This is a genomic window from Caballeronia sp. dw_19, assembly GCF_018449515.1.
Lineage (GTDB): Bacteria > Pseudomonadota > Gammaproteobacteria > Burkholderiales > Burkholderiaceae > Caballeronia.
In genome coordinates this window covers 124,545-143,599 of sequence record NZ_JAAVUQ010000017.1, presented here as the reverse complement: position 1 = coordinate 143,599, position 19,055 = coordinate 124,545, and the positions used below count along the sequence as shown (strand labels likewise).

The 19,055-nt window shown below is 60.6% G+C and carries 17 protein-coding genes; 9 read left to right on the top strand and 8 right to left on the bottom strand.

The genetic code is table 11. The annotated features are described in order from the left end of the window. Window positions 1-81 precede the first annotated feature (81 nt). Complete coding sequence (locus HB376_RS22530; protein ID WP_213765881.1) at window positions 82-915, top strand: carbon-nitrogen hydrolase family protein; 834 nt, start codon at window positions 82-84, stop codon at window positions 913-915. A gap of 99 nt (window positions 916-1,014) precedes the next feature. Further along, window positions 1,015-2,481, top strand: a complete 1,467-nt coding sequence (tldD, locus tag HB376_RS22525; RefSeq protein ID WP_213765880.1) for a metalloprotease TldD — start codon at window positions 1,015-1,017, stop codon at window positions 2,479-2,481. Between the two features lie 171 nt (window positions 2,482-2,652). Here the strand turns inward: tldD and HB376_RS22520 are convergent, their stop codons facing one another. After that, entirely contained in the window at window positions 2,653-2,853 is a 201-nt protein-coding gene (locus HB376_RS22520) for a hypothetical protein (protein WP_255631504.1), read from the bottom strand. Window positions 2,854-2,921: 68 nt separating this feature from the next. Here HB376_RS22520 and aroG point away from each other — a divergent pair, with 68 nt between their 5' ends. After that, complete coding sequence (aroG, locus tag HB376_RS22515; RefSeq protein ID WP_213765879.1) at window positions 2,922-3,995, top strand: 3-deoxy-7-phosphoheptulonate synthase AroG; 1,074 nt, start codon at window positions 2,922-2,924, stop codon at window positions 3,993-3,995. A 65-nt stretch (window positions 3,996-4,060) separates the two neighbouring features. On the opposite strand, the gene hmpA is transcribed toward aroG, so the two are convergent. Together hmpA and HB376_RS22505 are read right to left on the bottom strand one after the other, a co-directional pair. Further along, entirely contained in the window at window positions 4,061-5,263 is a 1,203-nt protein-coding gene (gene hmpA / locus HB376_RS22510; RefSeq protein WP_213765878.1) for an NO-inducible flavohemoprotein, read from the bottom strand. Between the two features lie 133 nt (window positions 5,264-5,396). Continuing rightward, entirely contained in the window at window positions 5,397-5,948 is a 552-nt protein-coding gene (locus tag HB376_RS22505; protein WP_213765877.1) for a cob(I)yrinic acid a,c-diamide adenosyltransferase, read from the bottom strand. A 193-nt stretch (window positions 5,949-6,141) separates the two neighbouring features. Here HB376_RS22505 and HB376_RS22500 point away from each other — a divergent pair, with 193 nt between their 5' ends. The 6 genes from HB376_RS22500 (at window position 6,142) to proC (ending at window position 13,330) form a co-directional block, all read left to right on the top strand. Then, window positions 6,142-7,557 carry an FAD-linked oxidase C-terminal domain-containing protein gene (locus tag HB376_RS22500; protein WP_213765876.1) on the top strand — a complete coding sequence of 472 codons (1,416 nt, stop codon included), beginning with the start codon at window positions 6,142-6,144 and terminating at the stop codon, window positions 7,555-7,557. A 167-nt stretch (window positions 7,558-7,724) separates the two neighbouring features. Then, window positions 7,725-9,218 carry an FAD-linked oxidase C-terminal domain-containing protein gene (locus HB376_RS22495; protein WP_213765875.1) on the top strand — a complete coding sequence of 498 codons (1,494 nt, stop codon included), beginning with the start codon at window positions 7,725-7,727 and terminating at the stop codon, window positions 9,216-9,218. A 155-nt stretch (window positions 9,219-9,373) separates the two neighbouring features. Then, window positions 9,374-10,462 (top strand): glycolate oxidase subunit GlcE, encoded by a 1,089-nt coding sequence (glcE, locus tag HB376_RS22490; RefSeq protein WP_213765874.1) that lies wholly within the window; start codon window positions 9,374-9,376, stop codon window positions 10,460-10,462. Between the two features lie 16 nt (window positions 10,463-10,478). Continuing rightward, complete coding sequence (glcF, locus tag HB376_RS22485; protein ID WP_213765873.1) at window positions 10,479-11,705, top strand: glycolate oxidase subunit GlcF; 1,227 nt, start codon at window positions 10,479-10,481, stop codon at window positions 11,703-11,705. A gap of 81 nt (window positions 11,706-11,786) precedes the next feature. Further along, entirely contained in the window at window positions 11,787-12,491 is a 705-nt protein-coding gene (locus HB376_RS22480) for a YggS family pyridoxal phosphate-dependent enzyme (protein WP_213765872.1), read from the top strand. A gap of 26 nt (window positions 12,492-12,517) precedes the next feature. Then, window positions 12,518-13,330: a pyrroline-5-carboxylate reductase gene (proC, locus tag HB376_RS22475; RefSeq protein ID WP_213765871.1), complete on the top strand. Its 813-nt coding sequence runs from the start codon at window positions 12,518-12,520 to the stop codon at window positions 13,328-13,330. 132 nt (window positions 13,331-13,462) lie between these two features. On the opposite strand, the gene HB376_RS41165 is transcribed toward proC, so the two are convergent. From HB376_RS41165 to HB376_RS22450, 5 genes are all read right to left on the bottom strand, one after another. Beyond that, window positions 13,463-15,097, bottom strand: a complete 1,635-nt coding sequence (locus HB376_RS41165) for an Ig-like domain-containing protein (RefSeq protein WP_255631500.1) — start codon at window positions 15,095-15,097, stop codon at window positions 13,463-13,465. Between the two features lie 340 nt (window positions 15,098-15,437). Beyond that, complete coding sequence (ubiA, locus tag HB376_RS22465) at window positions 15,438-16,298, bottom strand: 4-hydroxybenzoate octaprenyltransferase (RefSeq protein WP_213765870.1); 861 nt, start codon at window positions 16,296-16,298, stop codon at window positions 15,438-15,440. 383 nt (window positions 16,299-16,681) lie between these two features. Continuing rightward, window positions 16,682-17,173, bottom strand: coding sequence for a Dps family protein (locus HB376_RS22460; RefSeq protein ID WP_213765869.1), 492 nt, complete (start codon window positions 17,171-17,173; stop codon window positions 16,682-16,684). Between the two features lie 155 nt (window positions 17,174-17,328). After that, entirely contained in the window at window positions 17,329-17,499 is a 171-nt protein-coding gene (locus HB376_RS22455; RefSeq protein WP_165086332.1) for a hypothetical protein, read from the bottom strand. Window positions 17,500-17,570: 71 nt separating this feature from the next. Continuing rightward, on the bottom strand, window positions 17,571-19,055 hold the full coding sequence (locus tag HB376_RS22450; protein WP_213765868.1) for a catalase: 1,485 nt from the start codon (window positions 19,053-19,055) through the stop codon (window positions 17,571-17,573).

Below are 19,055 nucleotides of genomic sequence, written 5' to 3'. Positions count from 1 at the left end.
TTTAATAGCGTTTCAGTGAAGATCACACAGGCTGGCAACAAGCGATTTCGGTTACCATCGCGCCCCTTTTAGCAGGCTGACATGAGCGAAAAATCAAGCGAAGGCACCCCCGGGGCATTCCGCGTAGCCGCGCTGCAAATGGTGAGCGCGCCGGATCGCGAGCGCAATATTGCGGAAGCGGGACGGCTGATTGCCGAAGCCGCGCGCGATGGCGCGCAGCTTGTGCTGCTGCCGGAATATTTCTGCTACATGGGGTTCAAGGACACGGACAAGCTCGCGATCCGCGAAACGCCCGGGCACGGTCCGATCCAGCAGTTCCTGTCGGACGCGGCGCGCGAACATCGCGTGTGGGTGATCGGCGGGACCTTGCCGCTGGAATCGCCTGAAGCGGCGCGCGTGCTCAATACCACTCTGGTCTTCGATCCGTCCGGCAAGCAGGTTGCCCGCTACGACAAGATTCATCTCTTCAATTTCGAGAAAGGCACGGAATCCTTCGATGAAGCCCGCACGATCTGTCCGGGAACCGAAGTGCGTACGTTTGAAGCCCCGTTCGGACGCGTGGGGTTGTCGGTGTGTTACGACCTGCGGTTTCCCGAGCTTTACAGAAAAATGGGCGACTGCGCGTTGATGGTCGTGCCGTCCGCGTTCACGTACACCACCGGCGAGGCGCACTGGGAAACGCTGCTCAAGGCGCGTGCGGTCGAAAACCAATGCTACGTGCTGGCCGCCGCGCAAGGCGGCAAACACGAAAACGGCCGCCGGACCTGGGGCCACAGCATGCTGATCGACCCGTGGGGCGAGATCGTGGCCGTGGTGGAGGAAGGTGCGGGCGTGGCCGCCGGAGCGATTGATGCCGCGCGTATTGCATCCGTCCGCCAAAGCCTTCCGGCTCTGCGGCATCGCGTTTTGGGCTAGCTTGTTTTTTCGGAGCCCCCCTCCATTTGGTCAGGGTGTGGCATAAATACTCCAACGTTAGAATGCGTTTAATCCCCCAGACTTCGCCACAGGCAACGAATGAACATCATCGAACCCGGCATCCGAAATCTTGCCACCGCGAAAGAGATCCTGTTGACGCCCTACGGCCTCGACGAATCCACGATTACGCGCACGCTGGCCGAGATCTTCACGCACCGCGTGGACTACGCGGATCTCTATTTCCAGTCCACACGCAGCGAAGCGTGGAGCCTGGAAGAAGGCATCGTCAAATCGGGCAGCTTCAGCATTGATCAAGGTGTGGGCGTGCGCGCCGTGTCGGGTGACCGGACGGCGTTTGCGTATTCGGACGACTTGTCGGCGGAATCCATTCGTCAGGCGGCGGTCGCCACGCGCGCGATTGCGAAGGCCGGCGGCGGCAAGCACAAGATCAAGTCGGCCAGTTCGCTGACCGGCGTGTTCGGCCGCGACCTGTATCTCCCGTCCGATCCGCTCACGTCGCTCGACGCCACCGCAAAGGTGAAGTTGCTCGAACGCGTGGAGAAGATGGCGCGTGGCCGCGATCCGCGCATCGTCCAGGTCATGGCGGGTCTCGCGGGTGAATATGACGTCGTGCTGGTCGCACGCAGCGACGGCGCGCTGGCCGCGGACATCCGGCCGCTGGTGCGCGTGTCCGTGACGGTAATCGCTGAAAAGGACGGACGTCGCGAAATGGGCAGCGGCGGCGGCGGCGGACGTTACGACTACGCCTATTTCACCGACGAGATCCTGTCCCACTACGTCGATCAAGCCGTGCACGCGGCGCTCGTTAATCTCGACGCGCGTCCTGCTCCTGCCGGTGCAATGACCGTCGTACTCGGACCGGGCTGGCCCGGCGTGCTGCTGCACGAAGCCATCGGCCATGGGCTGGAAGGCGATTTCAACCGCAAGGGGTCGTCGGCGTTTGCGGGACGTATCGGTGAACGGGTGGCGGCGAAGGGCGTGACGGTTGTCGACGACGGCACGCTGCCGAACCGGCGCGGTTCGTTGAATATCGACGACGAAGGCAATCCTACGCAGTGCACGACCTTGATCGAGGACGGCATTCTCAAGGGCTACATTCAGGATTCGCTGAATGCACGTTTGATGAAGATGCCGGTGACGGGCAACGCCCGGCGCGAGTCTTATGCCGCCCTGCCCATGCCGCGCATGACCAACACGTACATGCTCAACGGCGACAAGGATCCGGCTGAAATCCTGGCATCGGTGAAAAACGGCTTGTATGCGGTGAATTTCGGCGGCGGTCAGGTCGACATCACCAACGGCAAGTTCGTGTTCTCCGCGTCCGAGGCGTACATGATCGAGAACGGCAAGATCACGTACCCGGTGAAGGGTGCAACGCTGATCGGCAGCGGCCCGGAATCGCTCAAGTACGTAACCATGATCGGCAACGACATGGCGCTCGACGGCGGCGTGGGCGTGTGCGGCAAGGAAGGCCAGAGCGTGCCGGTGGGCGTGGGTCAGCCAACCTTGCGAATCGAAAAAATGACAGTGGGCGGCACGGTTTGAACGCTTAGCCTTTTGGTCCGTGACTTTCCCGCGCCGCGCTTCGTGAAGCTTTCGAGCGCACTACGCGGGAAATCCGCATGAAACGCTCACGTTTAGTGCGAAAATCAGTGCTACAGTGCGGAATATCCGCATTTTGGCAGCTGACAACTTGCCAACCGCGCGTGTTTAAGGTTATAAAGCCAGACGTTCAATTTTTACCCAACGACCCAAACCATCATGTCCGCCAAGTTTTATTTTTACTTTTTTTGGCATCTCAAGCCGCTGGCGGATCGAGAGGGGTGAGTCGTTTGTGTAGAACCCAAGTTTCCCGAAAAACCGCCAGCGCAGCCTGGCGGTTTTTTTTATGCCCACTTTTTTGACGACTTTTTGCACTGTCCCTGATCTGTCGGACGTATCGACAAACGAACACAGCATCAAAAACGCGTTCCTGGAGAACCAGCATGCCCCCGCACAACACCGACGATGTCCGAATTCGCGAATTGAAAGAACTCACGCCCCCTGCTCACCTGATCCGTGAGTTCGCCTGCGCCGAGCCGGTTTCGAACCTGATCTACAACTCGCGTCAGTCGATGCATCGCATCCTGCACGGCATGGAAGATCGCCTGATCGTGATCGTCGGACCGTGCTCGATCCACGACACCAAAGCGGCTCGGGAATATGCGGGCCGTCTCGTCGAGGAGCGCAAGCGCTTTGCGGGCGAGCTGGAAATCGTGATGCGGGTGTATTTCGAAAAGCCGCGTACGACGGTCGGCTGGAAAGGGTTGATCAACGACCCGTACATGGATAACAGCTTCAAGATCAACGACGGCCTGCGGACCGCGCGCGAATTACTGCTGCGAATCAACGAACTGGGCCTGCCGGCAGGCACTGAATACCTCGACATGATAAGCCCGCAGTACATCGCCGACCTGATCTCGTGGGGTGCGATCGGTGCGCGGACAACGGAATCGCAAGTGCATCGCGAGCTGGCGTCGGGATTGTCGTGCCCGGTCGGTTTCAAGAACGGCACGGACGGCAACGTGAAGATTGCGGTTGACGCCATCAAGGCAGCGTCGCAGCCGCACCATTTCCTGTCGGTGACGAAGGGTGGCCATTCGGCCATCGTATCGACGGCTGGCAACGAGGACTGCCACATCATCCTGCGCGGCGGCAAAACGCCGAACTACGACGCGGAAAGCGTGAACGCTGCATGCAACGACATCAGCAAGGCCGGGCTTGCCGCGCGCCTGATGATCGATGCGAGCCACGCGAACAGTTCGAAGAAGCATGAGAACCAGATCCCGGTTTGCGCCGATATCGGCCGGCAGATTGCGGGCGGCGACGAGCGGATCATCGGCGTGATGGTGGAGTCGAATCTGGTCGCGGGACGGCAGGATCTGAAGGAAGGCTGCGAGCTGACGTACGGGCAAAGCGTCACCGATGCGTGTATCGGTTGGGAAGACAGCCTGAACGTGCTGGAAGGGCTGGCGGACGCCGTGAAGCAGCGGCGCGTGGCGCGGGGGAATGGGAACTGATTGGCCTGAGCGCGGGTTAAAAAAAGGCCGCCAATCCGGCGGCCTTTCCTTCAAACGCAAACGCCCTACGCCATCTCGCCGGAACCGTAGATCTCGGTACGCACCCGTGACTTCGATACCCCCGCCGCTATCAACGCATCCTGCTGCGCGCGCATGAAGGGCACAGGGCCGCACAAATAATAATCGGCGTCGGGGAGCAGGGTTTTATCGGCTATGTGGGCGAAATCCAGCCGCCCCGCGAAGTCGAAATCCGTTCCCGGGCGGTCATCGGCATGAGTGTTTTCATAGAACACGCTACGCGACACGTTCGGATGTTTTGCAACAATCGCGTCCAGCCAGCGGCCGAATGCGTGCGTGCGGCCATTGCGGCACGCGTGAACAAACGATATCTGCCGCGTGCTGTCCTGAGCGGCGAGCGAAGCGAGCATCGACACCATCGGCGTAATACCTACGCCGCCGCTGATCAATACAACGGGCGTCGTCTTGGCTACGTCGAGCGTGAACTCGCCCATCGGTGCGCTGACCTCAACAATCCCGCCGACGTCCATCCCGTCGTGCATGAGATTGGAAATGTATCCAGGCGGCTTATCCTGGGCCCGCTCGCGCTTCACCGAAATACGTAGCCACTGACCGTTCGGGGCATCGGAGAGCGTGTATTGACGCGGCTGGTCAACGCCGATCTCCTTCACGAACCGCTTCACGCTGACGTACTGACCCGGCTCGAAATGACAGACCGGACCGCCATCGGATGGCTTCAAATAAAACGACGTGATCTCGTCGCTTTCCTGTTCGCGTCGAAACACCACAAACGGCCGGAAACCGCTCCACGCGGCTTGGGCATAGAGACCCTTTTCTGCCCCGATCAAGATCTCCGCGAGTTGCGCGTAAGCGGCGCGCCAGGCGTTGAGCGTGGGTTCATCGACGGCATCACCCAGGACTTCGGATATGGCGGCCAGCAGATTTTCACCGACGATCGGATATTGCTCCGGCCGGATATTCAGGCTCACGTGCTTGTGGGCGATATGCGTGACAGCCGAACCGAGCGCGCCGAGGTTATCGATGTTCGCGGCATACGCGTACACCGCTCGCGCCAACGCCTGTGGCTGACTGGCGCTTTGCTGATGCGCCTGGTTGAACACGTTTTTCAACTCGGGATGATGGGCGAACATCCGCTTGTAGAAGTGTTTGGTGATAGTCACGCCATGTTCGGCGAGCACGGGAGCGGTGGCTTTTACACGGGCAATCTGGTCGGCGGTCAAGGCTGTCATTCATGGGCTCCTTTAAAGATGTATTTATAATACATCTTTAAAGGAGCCAGACATCCGCGCGTTTTGTCGCAGCGATATAAGACGATGCTGATTGTGGCGCCGGCAGAGCAATCGGTGCCGGCCACGCCCTACCTTAGACCTTGCGTTCGTGATTCCACAACACGTCGGTTCCGCCATCCACGCGATTCAACACCCGCGCCAGCACGAACAGCAAATCGGACAGCCGATTCACGTACTGCCGCGGCGCCGCGTTGATCTTGTCCACCCGGCCGAGCGCAACAATCGATCGCTCCGCGCGCCGGCAAACCGTCCGCCCGACATGCGCAAGCGACGCCGCCCGCGATCCACCCGGCAGGATGAATTCCTTGAGCGGCGGCAAAGTCGCGTTGTACTCCGCAATCCATTCATCGATACGAGCAAGATGCGACTTCTCGATCATCGAATGGCCGGGAATGCAGAGCTCACCGCCGAGATCGAAGAGATCGTGCTGGATGGCCGACAACGCGGCGCGCACGTCGTCCGGCAGCGGCTCGCACAGCAGCACGCCAAGCTGCGAATTCAGTTCATCGACATCGCCGATCGCCGTGATCCGCGCGTCGTCCTTCTGCACGCGGCTGCCGTCGCCGAGGCCGGTCGTGCCGTCGTCACCGGTGCGCGTCGATATCTTGCTCAGGCGATTGCCCATGATGTTCTCCAGGTAACCCGGAACGCCAGTCAGCGCCCGCGCTCATTATAGGCAACGCGGGAGCATTGCCCCGAGCCCGGCTCGATCTAGCCTATCGGCGTAAAATGAGTAGATAAAACGCACGATTCCCGCATTTCGATGCGAAATGTCGTGCATCCCAACATCCCATCACACCGATGTCCGGAGACATGCCGTGAACCACCCCGTCCCCCCGCTCGCCGTCCGCCGCACCTTCCCCGCCGCCCTGCTCGACGCGCTGAAGGCCGCGTTCGCCGAACGCGTTTCCACCACCACCGCAGTCCGCGAACACCATGGCCGCGACGAATCGCCGTTCGATCCGCAACTGCCCGACGCCGTCGTTTTCGTGACCAGCACGGAAGAGGTCCAGACGGTGGTCCGGCTGTGCGCCGAACACAATGTCCCGGTCATTCCGTACGGCAACGGATCATCGCTGGAAGGGCATTTGCTGGCGGTTCAGGGCGGTGTATCGATCGATATGTCGGGCTTGAACCAGGTGTTGTCGATTGACGCCGAAGACCTGACGGTCACCGTCCAGCCGGGAATTTCGCGCAAGCAGTTGAACGAAGCGCTGAAGGACACCGGGTTGTTTTTTCCGATCGATCCCGGCGCGGATGCGAGCATTGGCGGGATGTCGGCTACGCGTGCGTCGGGTACGAACGCCGTGCGTTACGGCACGATGCGCGAAAACGTGCTTGGCCTCACCGTCGTGTTAGCCGATGGCCGCGTCATCAAGACCGGCACGCGCGCGCGCAAATCGTCGGCCGGGTACGACCTCACGCGCTTGTTCGTGGGCTCGGAAGGCACGCTCGGTGTGATCGTCGAGATCACCGTGCGGCTTTATCCGCAGCCGGAAGCGGTATCGGCGGCGGTGTGCGCATTTCCGTCGATGGGCGACGCCGTGCGCGCCACCATCGAAACCATTCAGATGGGCGTGCCCGTAGCGCGCGTCGAGTTCCTGGATTCGCTCGCCGTGCGCGCGATCAACCGGCATTCGAACCTCACTTTCCGCGAATCGCCCATGTTGTTCTTCGAATTCCACGGCACCGAAAGCAGCGTGAAGGAGCAGGCGGAAACGGTGCAGGAGATCGTTGCGCAAAATAATGGCACCGATTTCGAATGGGCAACACGGCCGGAAGACCGCAGCCGCCTGTGGAATGCGCGTCACAACGCCTATTTCGCGATGCTGCAACTGAAGCCCGGCTGTCGCGCTGTCACAACCGACGTCTGCGTACCAATCTCACGGCTCGCCGAATGCGTGATCGAAACGGAGCAGGACCTGAAGGCGAGCACGCTGCCCTGCCCGATCGTCGGCCATGTCGGCGACGGCAATTTTCACGTCGCCATGCTGCTCGATCCGGCCAAGCCCGAAGAATTCGAAGAGGCCGAGCGGATCAACCGCCGCATTGTGGAGCGCGCGCTGCGCATGGGCGGAACGTGTACCGGCGAGCACGGCGTGGGGCTGCACAAGATGGGTTTCATGATCGAGGAACATGGCGAGGACGCAATCAGCGTGATGCGCTCGATCAAACACGCGCTCGACCCGAAAAACCTGATGAACCCGGGCAAGATTTTCTCGTACGACGCTTGATGGAACGCGGGTCGGGCTGTGCTGCAGGTCCGGCGCGAACAACGCGCCGGCGCAAAAACATGCTCCGTCCCCGTAATTAGCCCGATCGACGGAAGGCACGCGCAGGTGCAAGATCAACGCTCTGCTTTTTGGAATGCTCCAGAGCACACACACCGCCGGGAGGGAACATGAACGCACCCGCCGAGCTGACGCCTGAAGTGCTGGCGCAGCGTCAGCGCGAAGTGGTCCAGGCATTGATGGCCGTGCTGCCAACGCATTGCCTGCTGTATCGCGAGGAAGACACGGCCGCTTATGAATGCGACGGACTCGCGGCGTACAGGCGGCTGCCGCTTGCCGTCGCGCTGCCCGAAACCGAAGCGCAGGTTCAGCGCGTCGTGCAGATCTGCGCGCGGCTCGATGTGCCTATCGTCCCGCGTGGCGCGGGCACAGGTTTGTCGGGCGGCGCCATGCCGATCCGGCATGGCATCGTGGTATCGCTTGCGCGCTTTCGCAAGATCGTAGAGGTCGACCCGTATGCGCGTACCGCAACGGTCCAGCCGGGCGTGCGCAATCTCGCCATATCCGAAGCCGCGGCTCCCTTTGGGCTCTATTACGCGCCCGATCCGTCATCGCAGATTGCATGCACGATCGGCGGCAATGTCAGCGAGAACTCCGGCGGGGTCCACTGCCTCAAGTATGGCCTGACGTGTCACAACGTGATGCGGGTACGCGCGGTATCGATGGAAGGCGACATCCTCGAATTCGGTTCGCTCGGTCTCGACGCGCCTGGGCTCGACCTGCTGGCGGTGCTGATCGGCAGCGAAGGCATGTTCGCCATCGTCACCGAGATCACCGTCAAGCTGATCCCGAAGCCCCAAACGGCCCAGGTGATCATGGCCAGCTTCGACGACGTCATCAAGGGCGGCAACGCGGTCGCGGCGATCATCGCGGCCGGCATCATCCCCGCCGGGCTCGAGATGATGGATAAACCCGCGACACGCGCCGTGGAGGAGTTCGTGAAAGCGGGTTACGACCTCGACGCGAAGGCGATCCTGCTGTGCGAATCGGACGGCACACAAGACGAAGTCATGGAGGAAATCGTGCGGATGACGGCCGTGCTGCGCGAATTCGGCGCGAATCGCATCCAGATTTCGCGCTCGGAGGCCGAACGGCTGAAGTTCTGGTCCGGCCGCAAGAACGCGTTTCCGGCTGCCGGCCGTATCTCGCCTGATTATTACTGCATGGACGGCACCGTGCCGCGCCGCCAGATCGGGCCGCTGCTGGCGCGTATTGAAGAGATGGAAAAAAAGTACGCACTGCGTTGCATGAACGTGTTCCATGCCGGCGACGGCAACATGCATCCGCTGATCCTGTTCAACGGCAACGATCTGGACGAATGGCACCGGGCCGAGGCATTCGGTTCTGACATCCTGGAAACCTGCGTGGAACTGGGCGGCACGGTGACGGGCGAGCATGGCGTGGGTATCGAAAAGATCAACTCCATGTGCGTCCAGTTTTCCCCCGAAGAACGCGATACGTTTCACGCGATAAAACGTGCCTTCGATCCCCCCGGCCTGCTTAATCCCGACAAAGGCATCCCGACGCGCGCGCGTTGCGCCGAGTACGGGAAAATGCATATTCGCGGCGGCTTGCTGCCGCATCCCGAGATTCCACGCTTTTAGGCGACGCTTCCAAACATTGCGTGTAGATAAATGTCCCTTTGAAGCATCGGCGGTGATTGCAGGCGTTCGAGCCCGGACGGTATCCACGTTTATACGAGTGGCCGCGCGGGAACACGCCGATACACTGACCCAAGAGCCATAAAACGCGGGACACCATGACAGAGGAAGACATTGTCGCGAGCTGGTCGGAGCGCGTGCGCGCCGCGACGGCGAGCAACACCCCGCTAAGGATTCGCGGCGGCGGCACGAAGGATTGGTACGGCCAGACGCTGCAAGGCGAGATAGTCGATACGCGGGCGCATCGCGGGATTATCGAATATGACCCGGCCGAACTCGTGATCACCGCGAAGGCCGGCACGCCGCTCAGCGAGATCGAAGCGCGGCTGGACGAATGCGGCCAGATGCTGCCGTTCGAGCCGCCGCACTTCGGACCAAACGCTACGATCGGCGGCTGTATTGCAGCCGGACTCGCCGGCCCTCGGCGCGCGGCGACCGGCGCGGCGCGCGACTTCGTGCTCGGCGCCGTGGTGATGAACGGCCAAGGCCACGTGCTGCATTTCGGCGGTCAGGTAGTGAAGAACGTGGCGGGCTACGACGTCTCGCGGCTGCTTGCCGGTTCTCTCGGTACGCTGGGGATGATCCTGGAGGTATCGGTGAAAGTGCTGCCGAAACCCGTCGCCGAAGCCACGCTCAAGTTCGAGATGAACGACACGGACGCCGTGCGCAAACTTAACGAATGGAGCGGCCATCCGTTGCCGTTGACCGGCAGTGCGTGGCGCGGCCACACGCTCGCGTTGCGCCTGGGCGGCGCGGAAGCGGCAGTGAAAGCGGCGCGGACATCGTTGGGCGGAGAAGTGGTGGACGCCGTGGAAGCCGAGCGTTTCTGGCACGGTTTGCGCGAACAAACCGATCCGTTCTTCGCCGTGCTGCCGCCGAAGTGCGCTTTGTGGCGGCTGTCGCTGCCATCGATTGCCGAGCCGATGCATCTCCCCGGTCCGCACCTGATGGAATGGGGCGGCGCGCAACGCTGGTGGATCACCGACGCCGATCCGCAAACCGTGCGTATCAGCGCCAAGCAGGCCGGTGGCCACGCGACCATCTTCCGTTCGAGCGCGGCGTACGATCGCAAAGCGGGTGTCTTCACGCCCTTGCCCGCCCCGCTGATGAAGATTCATCGTGGCCTGAAAGCTGCATTCGATCCCGCGAGCATTTTCAATCGCGGCCGCCTCTACCCCGACTTCTGAACTGAAGACACACGCAATGCAAACCAACCTCGCCGACTTCATGCGCGATACCGCCGATGGCGAAGAAGCCGAGGCTATCCTGCGCAAGTGCGTGCATTGCGGATTCTGCACGGCGACGTGCCCGACCTACCAGATACTGGGCGATGAACTCGACGGCCCGCGTGGCCGAATCTATCTGATCAAGCAGATGCTGGAAGGCGCGCCCGTGACACGCAGCACGCAACTGCATCTGGACCGCTGCCTCACGTGCCGCAATTGCGAGACCACGTGCCCATCGGGCGTGCAATATGGACGGCTGGTGGAGATTGGCCGGAAGGTGGTGGAAGAAAAAGTGGAGCGGCCGTTTGGCCAGCGCGTCCAACGCAAACTGCTCGCCAACTTCCTGCCGAACAGCAAGCTTTTCACGCCCGCGATGAAACTCGGCCAGCAATTCCGGCCGCTGTTGCCCAAAGCCTTGCGGACCAAGATTCCGGTTGCGCAACGGCCGCTCGAACCGCCGACCGGCACGCATGCGCGCAAGATGCTGATGCTCGCCGGCTGCGTCCAGCCCGCCATGATGCCGAACGTCAACATAGCAACTGCACGGGTGTTCGATGCGTTGGGCATTCAGATCCTGAGCGCGCCGGACGCCGGTTGCTGTGGCGCGATCCGCCTGCATCTCGGCTATAACGATGAAGCGCTGGACGACGTGCGCAACAATATCGACGCGTGGTGGCCGTATGTGGAAAACGGCGTGGAGGCGATCGTGATGAACGCGTCCGGTTGCGGCGCGACGGTCAAGGAATACGCGCATTTGCTGCGCAATGATCCGGTCTACGCGGAGAAGGCGGCGCGGATTGTGGAGCTGACGCGCGACCTCGCGGAAATCCTGCCGCAGTACGAAGACGAACTGACGGCCATGGTCAGGCGTCGCGCCGTGCATACCGTCGCGTTTCATCCACCGTGCACGCTGCAGCACGGCCAGCAGATTCGCGGCCACGTGGAGAACTTGCTGACGGCGCTGGGCATAGAAGTGCATCTTCCCGCCGATAACCATCTGTGCTGCGGCTCGGCCGGAACGTATTCGGTGCTGCAGCCGAAGCTCTCCTACGCGTTGCGCGACCAGAAACTGGACAAGCTCGAAAAGCTCGAGCCGCAGATGATCGTGTCGGCGAATGTGGGTTGTATCGCGCATTTGCAGAGCGGCACGTCCACGCCCGTCGTGCACTGGATTCAACTGGTCGAACATCTGCTGTATGGCTAACGCTGGCGGGCGCCGGCTGTTTCGGCGCACCGCATCCGTATAATCGGACCTCTGCTTACTCACCTTGCGGCGTCCGATTCCATGTCCTCCTCTCATGTAGCCCGTCACCTCGACGAAGTCCGTCAGCGCATCGCGAAAGCGGCGGCTGATGCTTCGCGCGACGCGTCAGCGGTCACGTTGCTCGCGGTATCGAAGACCTTTCCTGCAGAAGATGTTCGCGCGGCTTTCGACGCAGGACAGCGTGCGTTCGGCGAAAACTACGTGCAGGAAGCGGTCGCGAAAATTGCTGAGCTGGCGGAGTTGCGCGGCGAGATCGAGTGGCATTTCATCGGACCGTTGCAATCGAACAAGACGAAAGTAGTCGCCGAGAATTTTGACTGGGTGCATTCGGTCGATCGGCTCAAGATTGCCGAGCGTTTGTCTGACCAGCGCGGCGACAATATGGCCGCGCTTAACGTCTGTCTGCAGGTGAACGTGAGCGGAGAGGCGTCGAAAAGTGGTGTAACACCAGACGAAACGCTGGCGCTCGCGCGTGCGGTTGCCGCGCTTCCTCATCTACGGTTGCGCGGTTTGATGTCCATTCCCGAACCGGCCAGCACACTCGATGAACAACGCGAGCCGCATCGGCTTCTGCGTGAGCTCATGGACACATTGCGCGCGGACGGCCTTGAACTCGACACGCTTTCCATGGGGATGTCAGCGGATCTTGAAGCCGCCGTTCTCGAAGGCGCGACCATTGTTCGTATCGGCACGGCTATCTTCGGCACGCGTGATTACTCTCATTAACTCTTCTCGACCACGTCAACTTCATCATGAAAATTGCGTTTATCGGTGGCGGCAACATGGCATCCGCGCTTATTGGCGGTTTGATCAAGCGCGGCGTTGCGGCTGCGGATCTGTATGTCGTCGATCCTGGCGAGGAGGCGCGGCAACGCGTTGAAAAGCAGTTCGGTATTGCGACGGGCGCGGCGGTCGATTCGAAGCTGGCGGACTACGACGCCATCCTGCTTGCCGTCAAACCGCAAGTGCTCAGGGACGTAGCCACGGCGCTGCAGCCGGTGTTATCGAAGCAACTGGTGATCAGTATTGCGGCTGGCATTCGTGCCGCCGATTTGTCGCGCTGGCTCGGCGGTTATACGCAAATCGTGCGCACCATGCCGAATACGCCGGCGCTGATCGGCATGGGCGTGACGGGATTGGCTGCGCTGCCGGGTGTCGATAGTGCAGCGAAAACGCTGGCATCGAAGGTACTGGAAGCGGTAGGTGAAATCGTCTGGTTCGACGACGAAGCGAAGATCGATGCCGTCACCGCCATTTCGGGCAGCGGTCCGGCGTACGTGTTCTATTTCATCGAAGCGATGCAGGAAGCGGCGCGCCAACTTGGCATGGACGAGGAGCAAGGGCGTGCGCTAGCGGTGGCTACGTTTACCGGCGCGGCGCAATTGGCGGCGCAATCGGGTGAACCGGCGAGCGTGTTGCGGGAACGGGTGACATCGAAAGGCGGCACGACAGCGGCGGCCTTGGCTTCCTTCGATGCACAGGGCGTTAAGGACGCAATCGTCCGCGGCGCGTTGGCGGCGGATGCAAGGGCGAAGGCAATGGGCGAGGAGTTGGGGAAGGCTTGAAAAGCTGACATTTCCGGGTCGGATGCACAACAAAAATGCCGTTGCGGAACTGCTCCGCAACGGCATTTTTTCGGCCTGCAAGCCGTTCTTCGAATCAGCGGCGAACGGCTCGCCTTGCGCTACGAATTAACGTCAGGCGTGCAACGAAACTTGCACGCTTTGCTGGACCAGCAGCTCCACATGAGCGCCTGAGTGCTCGTATATGTTGTAAGTCACGCCACTTACTTGTGTCGTTCCTTCCTGCTGCCAAAGACCATCGGTCACGCCCGCAACGTGGGAATTCGACAAATCGACCGAGTCGCCGTTCGAACCGCTGACCAACATTTGCTGCTTGCCGTCCTTCTGGAACAGATCCGTCTCTCCAAGGTTGAGGACATCGACCAGCGACAGTTTGAGTGCGTTGTGTGCACCGCCAAGATCGATCGCTTCAATGCCGGAAACCTTCGCCGCCGCCGTGTGACCGGTTAGCGACGTGAGCTCCAGAACCTGATGATCGCCAGTCAGATGAAGCGTGTCGATACCACCGGCGCCCCCCTGGATATGCGCTGCGGCTTGGGTGAAATAGGATGCGGGATCTGCATTCAGGTCAACCGTGGTGTTCTCCGCACCCCCCTTGAATGTGTCGTGGTCCCCAACAACAGCATGAAGGGCAGCGGGCGACTGAGCGGCGAGCACCGCGGTGTCATTCACCGCCAGCGAGGTATCGACGTGCGTCGCAGCGACGCTTTGGGCCGTGGCGTCGAAATTGTCGGTGACAGTGTAGGTCAGTCTGGGATCCGTCATTGTCATGACATGACCCATGCTTCCAGACGCTTCGACCCCAAACGAGAAGGTCCCGCTGCCGAGATAACTCGGGTTTTGAAGGCCCGTGAACGTGTCCTTCGACAGAGTGACGGTGAACGTGTTGCCGGTGACGACAAGCGGAAGGTCCACCATTCGGTTCCATTGACTCAGACTTCCGCCTTTAACGTCGAGGGTAACTCCATTGGCCGCGATGCTTGGATCGGAAATCCAACCGGTAATGGTCAATGCACCGTTTGCCGTGCCGCCGTCGGAAACAGGCTGGTTATTCGCGTCATGAACCCCGGTGATCATGATGTAGGTAACGCTCAACGGATAGCTAGCCGAAGCTACGCTCGTCCCCGTAAGACCCGTTTCAGTCGCGTTCAAGTTGTGGGCGCCGTTCGACAACGGCGCTGCCGGCTGAAAGTGCCACTGTCCGTCTTGACCGACGGTTGTCGTGCCGAGCAGCGTCGTATTGTCGTAGACGCTGATCGTGTCGCCCTTATGGCCGGTACCGTTGATAGCAGGTTGGCCATCGGTCGAAAGGCCGCCCGGCGCCACGTTGCCAGCGAGCGGACCGGCTGTATCGACCACGCTCGTGATGACGGGTGCTGCGGGCACCGACGTATCGACGGTGAAACTGACGTTCAATGGCGCGCTCGTGACCCCGTCGGGGGTGACGTACGTCAGGGTCAGGTTATGCACGCCATCCGACAGCGTCGGCAAGGCCCAGCCCGTATTAATCCCGGTGGGGACTTGCGTGCCGACTAGCACGCCATTGTCGTAGAGCGAGTAGGTGTCGCCCACGATCGAGATGAACGCGAGAACAGGGGTCGCGTCGCTCGTCGTTTCGCCGGAAACGAAATTCTCGATGCCATCGGGCGTGTGCTCGGCCAGGCCGAGGTTATAAGGCGCCGGCGGCAGCGTGATCGGGTCGCTGATTGCGTTGACGAGGGTTTGATTGCTGTTGGGGACTTGCGACATGTTTTTTTATTACCTCTGTGCGCTGACAATTAACGCGGCCGCGCCCGACAAACGGCGCGGCTCGCGCTCCACAAAATCGATTTTCGTTTTAATATCGTTTAACGTTTCGATTTGCGAAACGATTCTGAGGCGCAGTGACACGTCGAAATATCGGATAAATCCCAAATACAACCGAACGTGAATGAGATCGATGCAAGCAAGCCAGTGCGCAAGCAGATCGATACGCCAGCGCTGCGCAAGCAAACGGTTGTCACGCCGACGAAGCGAACTCAGCGAATAGGTGCCGTAGAACGCCCGGTGGAAAATACGAGCGAGTTCGGCGTGAAGAAGATGCGAGGCCTTACCGCATGAACGCGTAATGCGCCGCAATCCCGGCGAACAGAACGCCGCCAAGCCAGTTGTTATGTTTGAACGCGGCGAAGCACGGCATGCGTTCGCGGTTCTTGATGAGGGTGTAGTGATAGATCGCGCACGCCACCGCCGCTGTCCAGCCGACCCAGTACAACGCGCCGAACCCCAGCGCCAAGCCGATCCACACGTAGATCGCGAGCGTTACGGCATAGCAAAGCATGATCGCAAGGACATCGAAGCGTCCGAACGTCAGCGCCGATGTGCGGATGCCGATCTTGATGTCATCGTCGCGATCGACCATTGCGTATTCGGTGTCGTAGGCAACGGACCAGAACACGTTCGCCGCCAGCATGATCCACGCGAGCGCGGGCACGTGGTCCTGGATGGCGGCAAAAGCCATTGGAATGCCAAAGCCGAACGCGATACCCAGATACGCCTGAGGAATCGCGAAAAACCGCTTGGTGAACGGATAACTCCCCGCAACGAAAAGCGCGAACACCGAGAGTTCTTTCGTCAGCGTATTAAGCGGCAGGATCAGCAGGAACGCGATCAACGATAACGCCACCGCCAACGCCACCGCTTCCCATGCAGCAATCTTGCCGGACGTGATCGGCCGGTTTTCGGTGCGCTTGACGTGTTTATCGAAGTCGCGGTCGGCGTAGTCGTTGATCGCGCAACCCGCCGAGCGCATGAGCAGCGTGCCGAGCACGAAGATCAGCAGGAGGATCGGCGACGGATGACCGTTCGATGCAATCCACAACGCGTTGAGCGTCGGCCACAGCAACAGCAAGCTGCCGATAGGCTTGTCCATGCGGACAAGACGAAGATAGAGCGGGAGGCGAGCGAACATGGGAACCGGGCGGCGGCAAATGGCGATGACGGTATTTTAAGGCAGCAGAGATTCACTGCTCGTTTCCATCGTAGTCAACGTGAACGGCCCGACCTGCGACGTTGACAGCGGCCAGCCAGACACGGAAACCGCCGGGGCCGTTGCTTGGCCGCCCATTCGAGAGGGTGGAACCTCGACCACCTTTACACGTCGACTCAGCGGTCCTGGCTTCGCGCCGGTTCTCGCGGACTGAGCGATGCTCAACCCGTAGGATGATCTACAGCCCGCGCATTGACGAGAAACCCCAAAAACCCAAAAAGCCCCGCTTTCTACTGAACGCGAGGCTTCTTCCATTACATCCATTACATCCGCCACGCTTAATCCGTGACGATCTACTCAAACCCTTACTGCCCCAGCATCGCGCGCAACATCCACGCAGTCTTCTCGTGAATCTGCATGCGCTGAGTCAACAGATCGGCGGTGGGTTCGTCGTTGGCGCTATCGGTCAGCGGGAAAATCGCACGCGCGGTGCGCACGACCGCTTCCTGACCTTCCACCAATTGGCGAATCATCTCTTCGGCTGCCGGAATGCCATCGGCTTCGGGAATGGACGACAGCTTCGCGAATTCGCGATAGCTACCCGGCGCGTACACTCCCAGCGCGCGAATGCGTTCAGCGATGGAGTCCACCGCCAGCGCCAGTTCCGTGTATTGCCCCTCGAACATCAGGTGGAGCGTATTGAACATCGGCCCCGTGACGTTCCAGTGAAAATTATGGGTCTTCAGATACAGCGTGTAGGTATCGGCCAATAGATGCGACAAGCCATCGGCGATCTTCTTGCGATCTTTGTCGCTGATACCGATATTCACAGCCGGTGATGCGATTTTCTTCGCCATAGTGACTCCGTGAGAGTGATACGAACGGTGCGGGCGAGCCCGGGTGAAGCTGCTCCGTGGCCGCCGAGCGTTCGTCAGTTTATCTTAGAAGCGCGCTGCGACCCGCCATGGAGGCGGGCCACAAGGGGTATCGGGCGCGTCAATACGACGCGTCTTCAGGACAATCCGGCGAAACCAACGCCATGCAATCCTTCGATAATCACCGCCGCGTAACTCGCCGCAACGATGCCAAAACCGATCGCGAGCCGTACGCCGCGCGACGCATTGAGACTCTTCGCCTCGATACCGCTCACCGCCCGTTCGAGTGTCATGATCGCTTGTGTCATCGTCGTTCTCCTTGAGTTCAGCATGTCAAATCAGAGTGGGACGCATATTCTGGAAGCGCGTCCCGCCCTGCTTACTTCACTGCGGCTTCGGCGTCCGCGTCGACCGTTTCAACCTTCTGGCCCAACGCCGCCAGCGCCGCGACAACACCCGCCGCACAGGCCGGATCGGCACGCCGGAAGTGCTCGACCTGCACCGCGACGATCTCGTTCGGCACGCCGAAAATGTGCCGTGCGATGTTGCCGAAGAAGCGCTGCTTTTGCGCGTCGTCGAAGAGACGGAACAACGCGCCTGGCTGGCTGTAGTAATCCGTGTCTTCACGATGGTCGTAGCGTTCCACGGCGCCCGCCGCCAACGCCGGCTCGTTCACGCTCGGGTCCTGCGCGAAGTCGCCGAAGCGGTTCGGCTCGTAGTTCACGCGGCCGCCGCTGTTGCCGTCGGTACGCATGGCGCCATCGCGATGAAACGAATTCTGCACAGCGGCCTTCGGCGCATTCACCGGAATCTGATGGTGATTGATGCCAAGCCGATACCGATGCGCATCGCCGTACGAGAACAAACGCCCTTGCAACAAGCGGTCCGGCGAGAAGCCAATACCCGGCACCACGTTCGCCGGCGAAAACGCCGCTTGTTCGACGTCCGCAAAATAATTGCCCGCATTGCGATTCAACTCGATCGTGCCGACGTCGATCAGCGGGAAATCCTTGTGCGGCCAGACCTTCGTGATATCGAACGGATTCATGCGGTACGTTGCCGCTTCAGCTTCCGTCATCACCTGAATGCGGAAATTCCACTTCGGGAAATTGCCTTGATCGATGTTGTCGACCAGATCGCGCTGCGCGCTTTCCCGGTCGCTACCCACTACCGCTGAGGCTTCGGCATCGGTGAAATTCTCGAGCGGCTGCTGCGACTTGAAGTGGAACTTCACATAGAAGCGCTCGTTGTTCGCGTTGATAAACGAATAAGTGTGTGAGCCGAAACCATGCATCTGCCTGTAGCTCTTCGGAATCCCACGATCGCTCATCAGGATGGTGACCTGATGCAACGACTCCGGATGCCGCGACCAAAAGTCCCACGCCGCCACGTTGCTGCGCATATTGGTGTACGGGTCACGCTTTTGCGTATGGATGAAGTCAGGGAATTTCAGCGGATCGCGGATGAAAAACACTGGCGTGTTGTTTCCAACGACGTCCCAGTTACCTTCTTCCGTGTAGAACTTGATCGAGAAACCACGCACGTCGCGCTCGGCGTCAGCCGCGCCGCGTTCGCCGGCAACCGTCGAAAAGCGCATGAACAACGGCGTTTGCTTGCCGACTTCCGCGAACACCTTGGCTTTCGTGAAGCGGGAAATGTCGTGCGTGACCTTGAGCGTGCCGAACGCGCCCGACCCCTTGGCGTGCACACGGCGCTCAGGAATCACTTCGCGGTCGAAATGCGCGAGCTTCTCAAGCAGCCAGAAATCCTGCAGCGCGATCGGACCGCGCGGACCAGCGGTCATCGAGTTCTGGTTATCGCCGACTGGCGCGCCTGCTGCACTGGTGAGGATGCGATTGGTCAT

Coding starts and splice junctions, on each gene's coding strand:
- HB376_RS22530 (WP_213765881.1), top strand. CDS start 82: ATGAGCGAAAAATCAAGCGAAGGCACCCCCGGGGCATTCCGCGTAGCC.
- tldD (WP_213765880.1), top strand. CDS start 1,015: ATGAACATCATCGAACCCGGCATCCGAAATCTTGCCACCGCGAAAGAG.
- aroG (WP_213765879.1), top strand. CDS start 2,922: ATGCCCCCGCACAACACCGACGATGTCCGAATTCGCGAATTGAAAGAA.
- hmpA (WP_213765878.1), bottom strand. CDS start 5,263: ATGACAGCCTTGACCGCCGACCAGATTGCCCGTGTAAAAGCCACCGCT.
- HB376_RS22505 (WP_213765877.1), bottom strand. CDS start 5,948: ATGGGCAATCGCCTGAGCAAGATATCGACGCGCACCGGTGACGACGGC.
- HB376_RS22495 (WP_213765875.1), top strand. CDS start 7,725: ATGAACGCACCCGCCGAGCTGACGCCTGAAGTGCTGGCGCAGCGTCAG.
- glcE (WP_213765874.1), top strand. CDS start 9,374: ATGACAGAGGAAGACATTGTCGCGAGCTGGTCGGAGCGCGTGCGCGCC.
- glcF (WP_213765873.1), top strand. CDS start 10,479: ATGCAAACCAACCTCGCCGACTTCATGCGCGATACCGCCGATGGCGAA.
- HB376_RS22480 (WP_213765872.1), top strand. CDS start 11,787: ATGTCCTCCTCTCATGTAGCCCGTCACCTCGACGAAGTCCGTCAGCGC.
- proC (WP_213765871.1), top strand. CDS start 12,518: ATGAAAATTGCGTTTATCGGTGGCGGCAACATGGCATCCGCGCTTATT.
- HB376_RS41165 (WP_255631500.1), bottom strand. CDS start 15,097: ATGTCGCAAGTCCCCAACAGCAATCAAACCCTCGTCAACGCAATCAGC.
- ubiA (WP_213765870.1), bottom strand. CDS start 16,298: ATGTTCGCTCGCCTCCCGCTCTATCTTCGTCTTGTCCGCATGGACAAG.
- HB376_RS22460 (WP_213765869.1), bottom strand. CDS start 17,173: ATGGCGAAGAAAATCGCATCACCGGCTGTGAATATCGGTATCAGCGAC.
- HB376_RS22455 (WP_165086332.1), bottom strand. CDS start 17,499: ATGACACAAGCGATCATGACACTCGAACGGGCGGTGAGCGGTATCGAG.
- HB376_RS22450 (WP_213765868.1), bottom strand. CDS start 19,055: ATGACCAATCGCATCCTCACCAGTGCAGCAGGCGCGCCAGTCGGCGAT.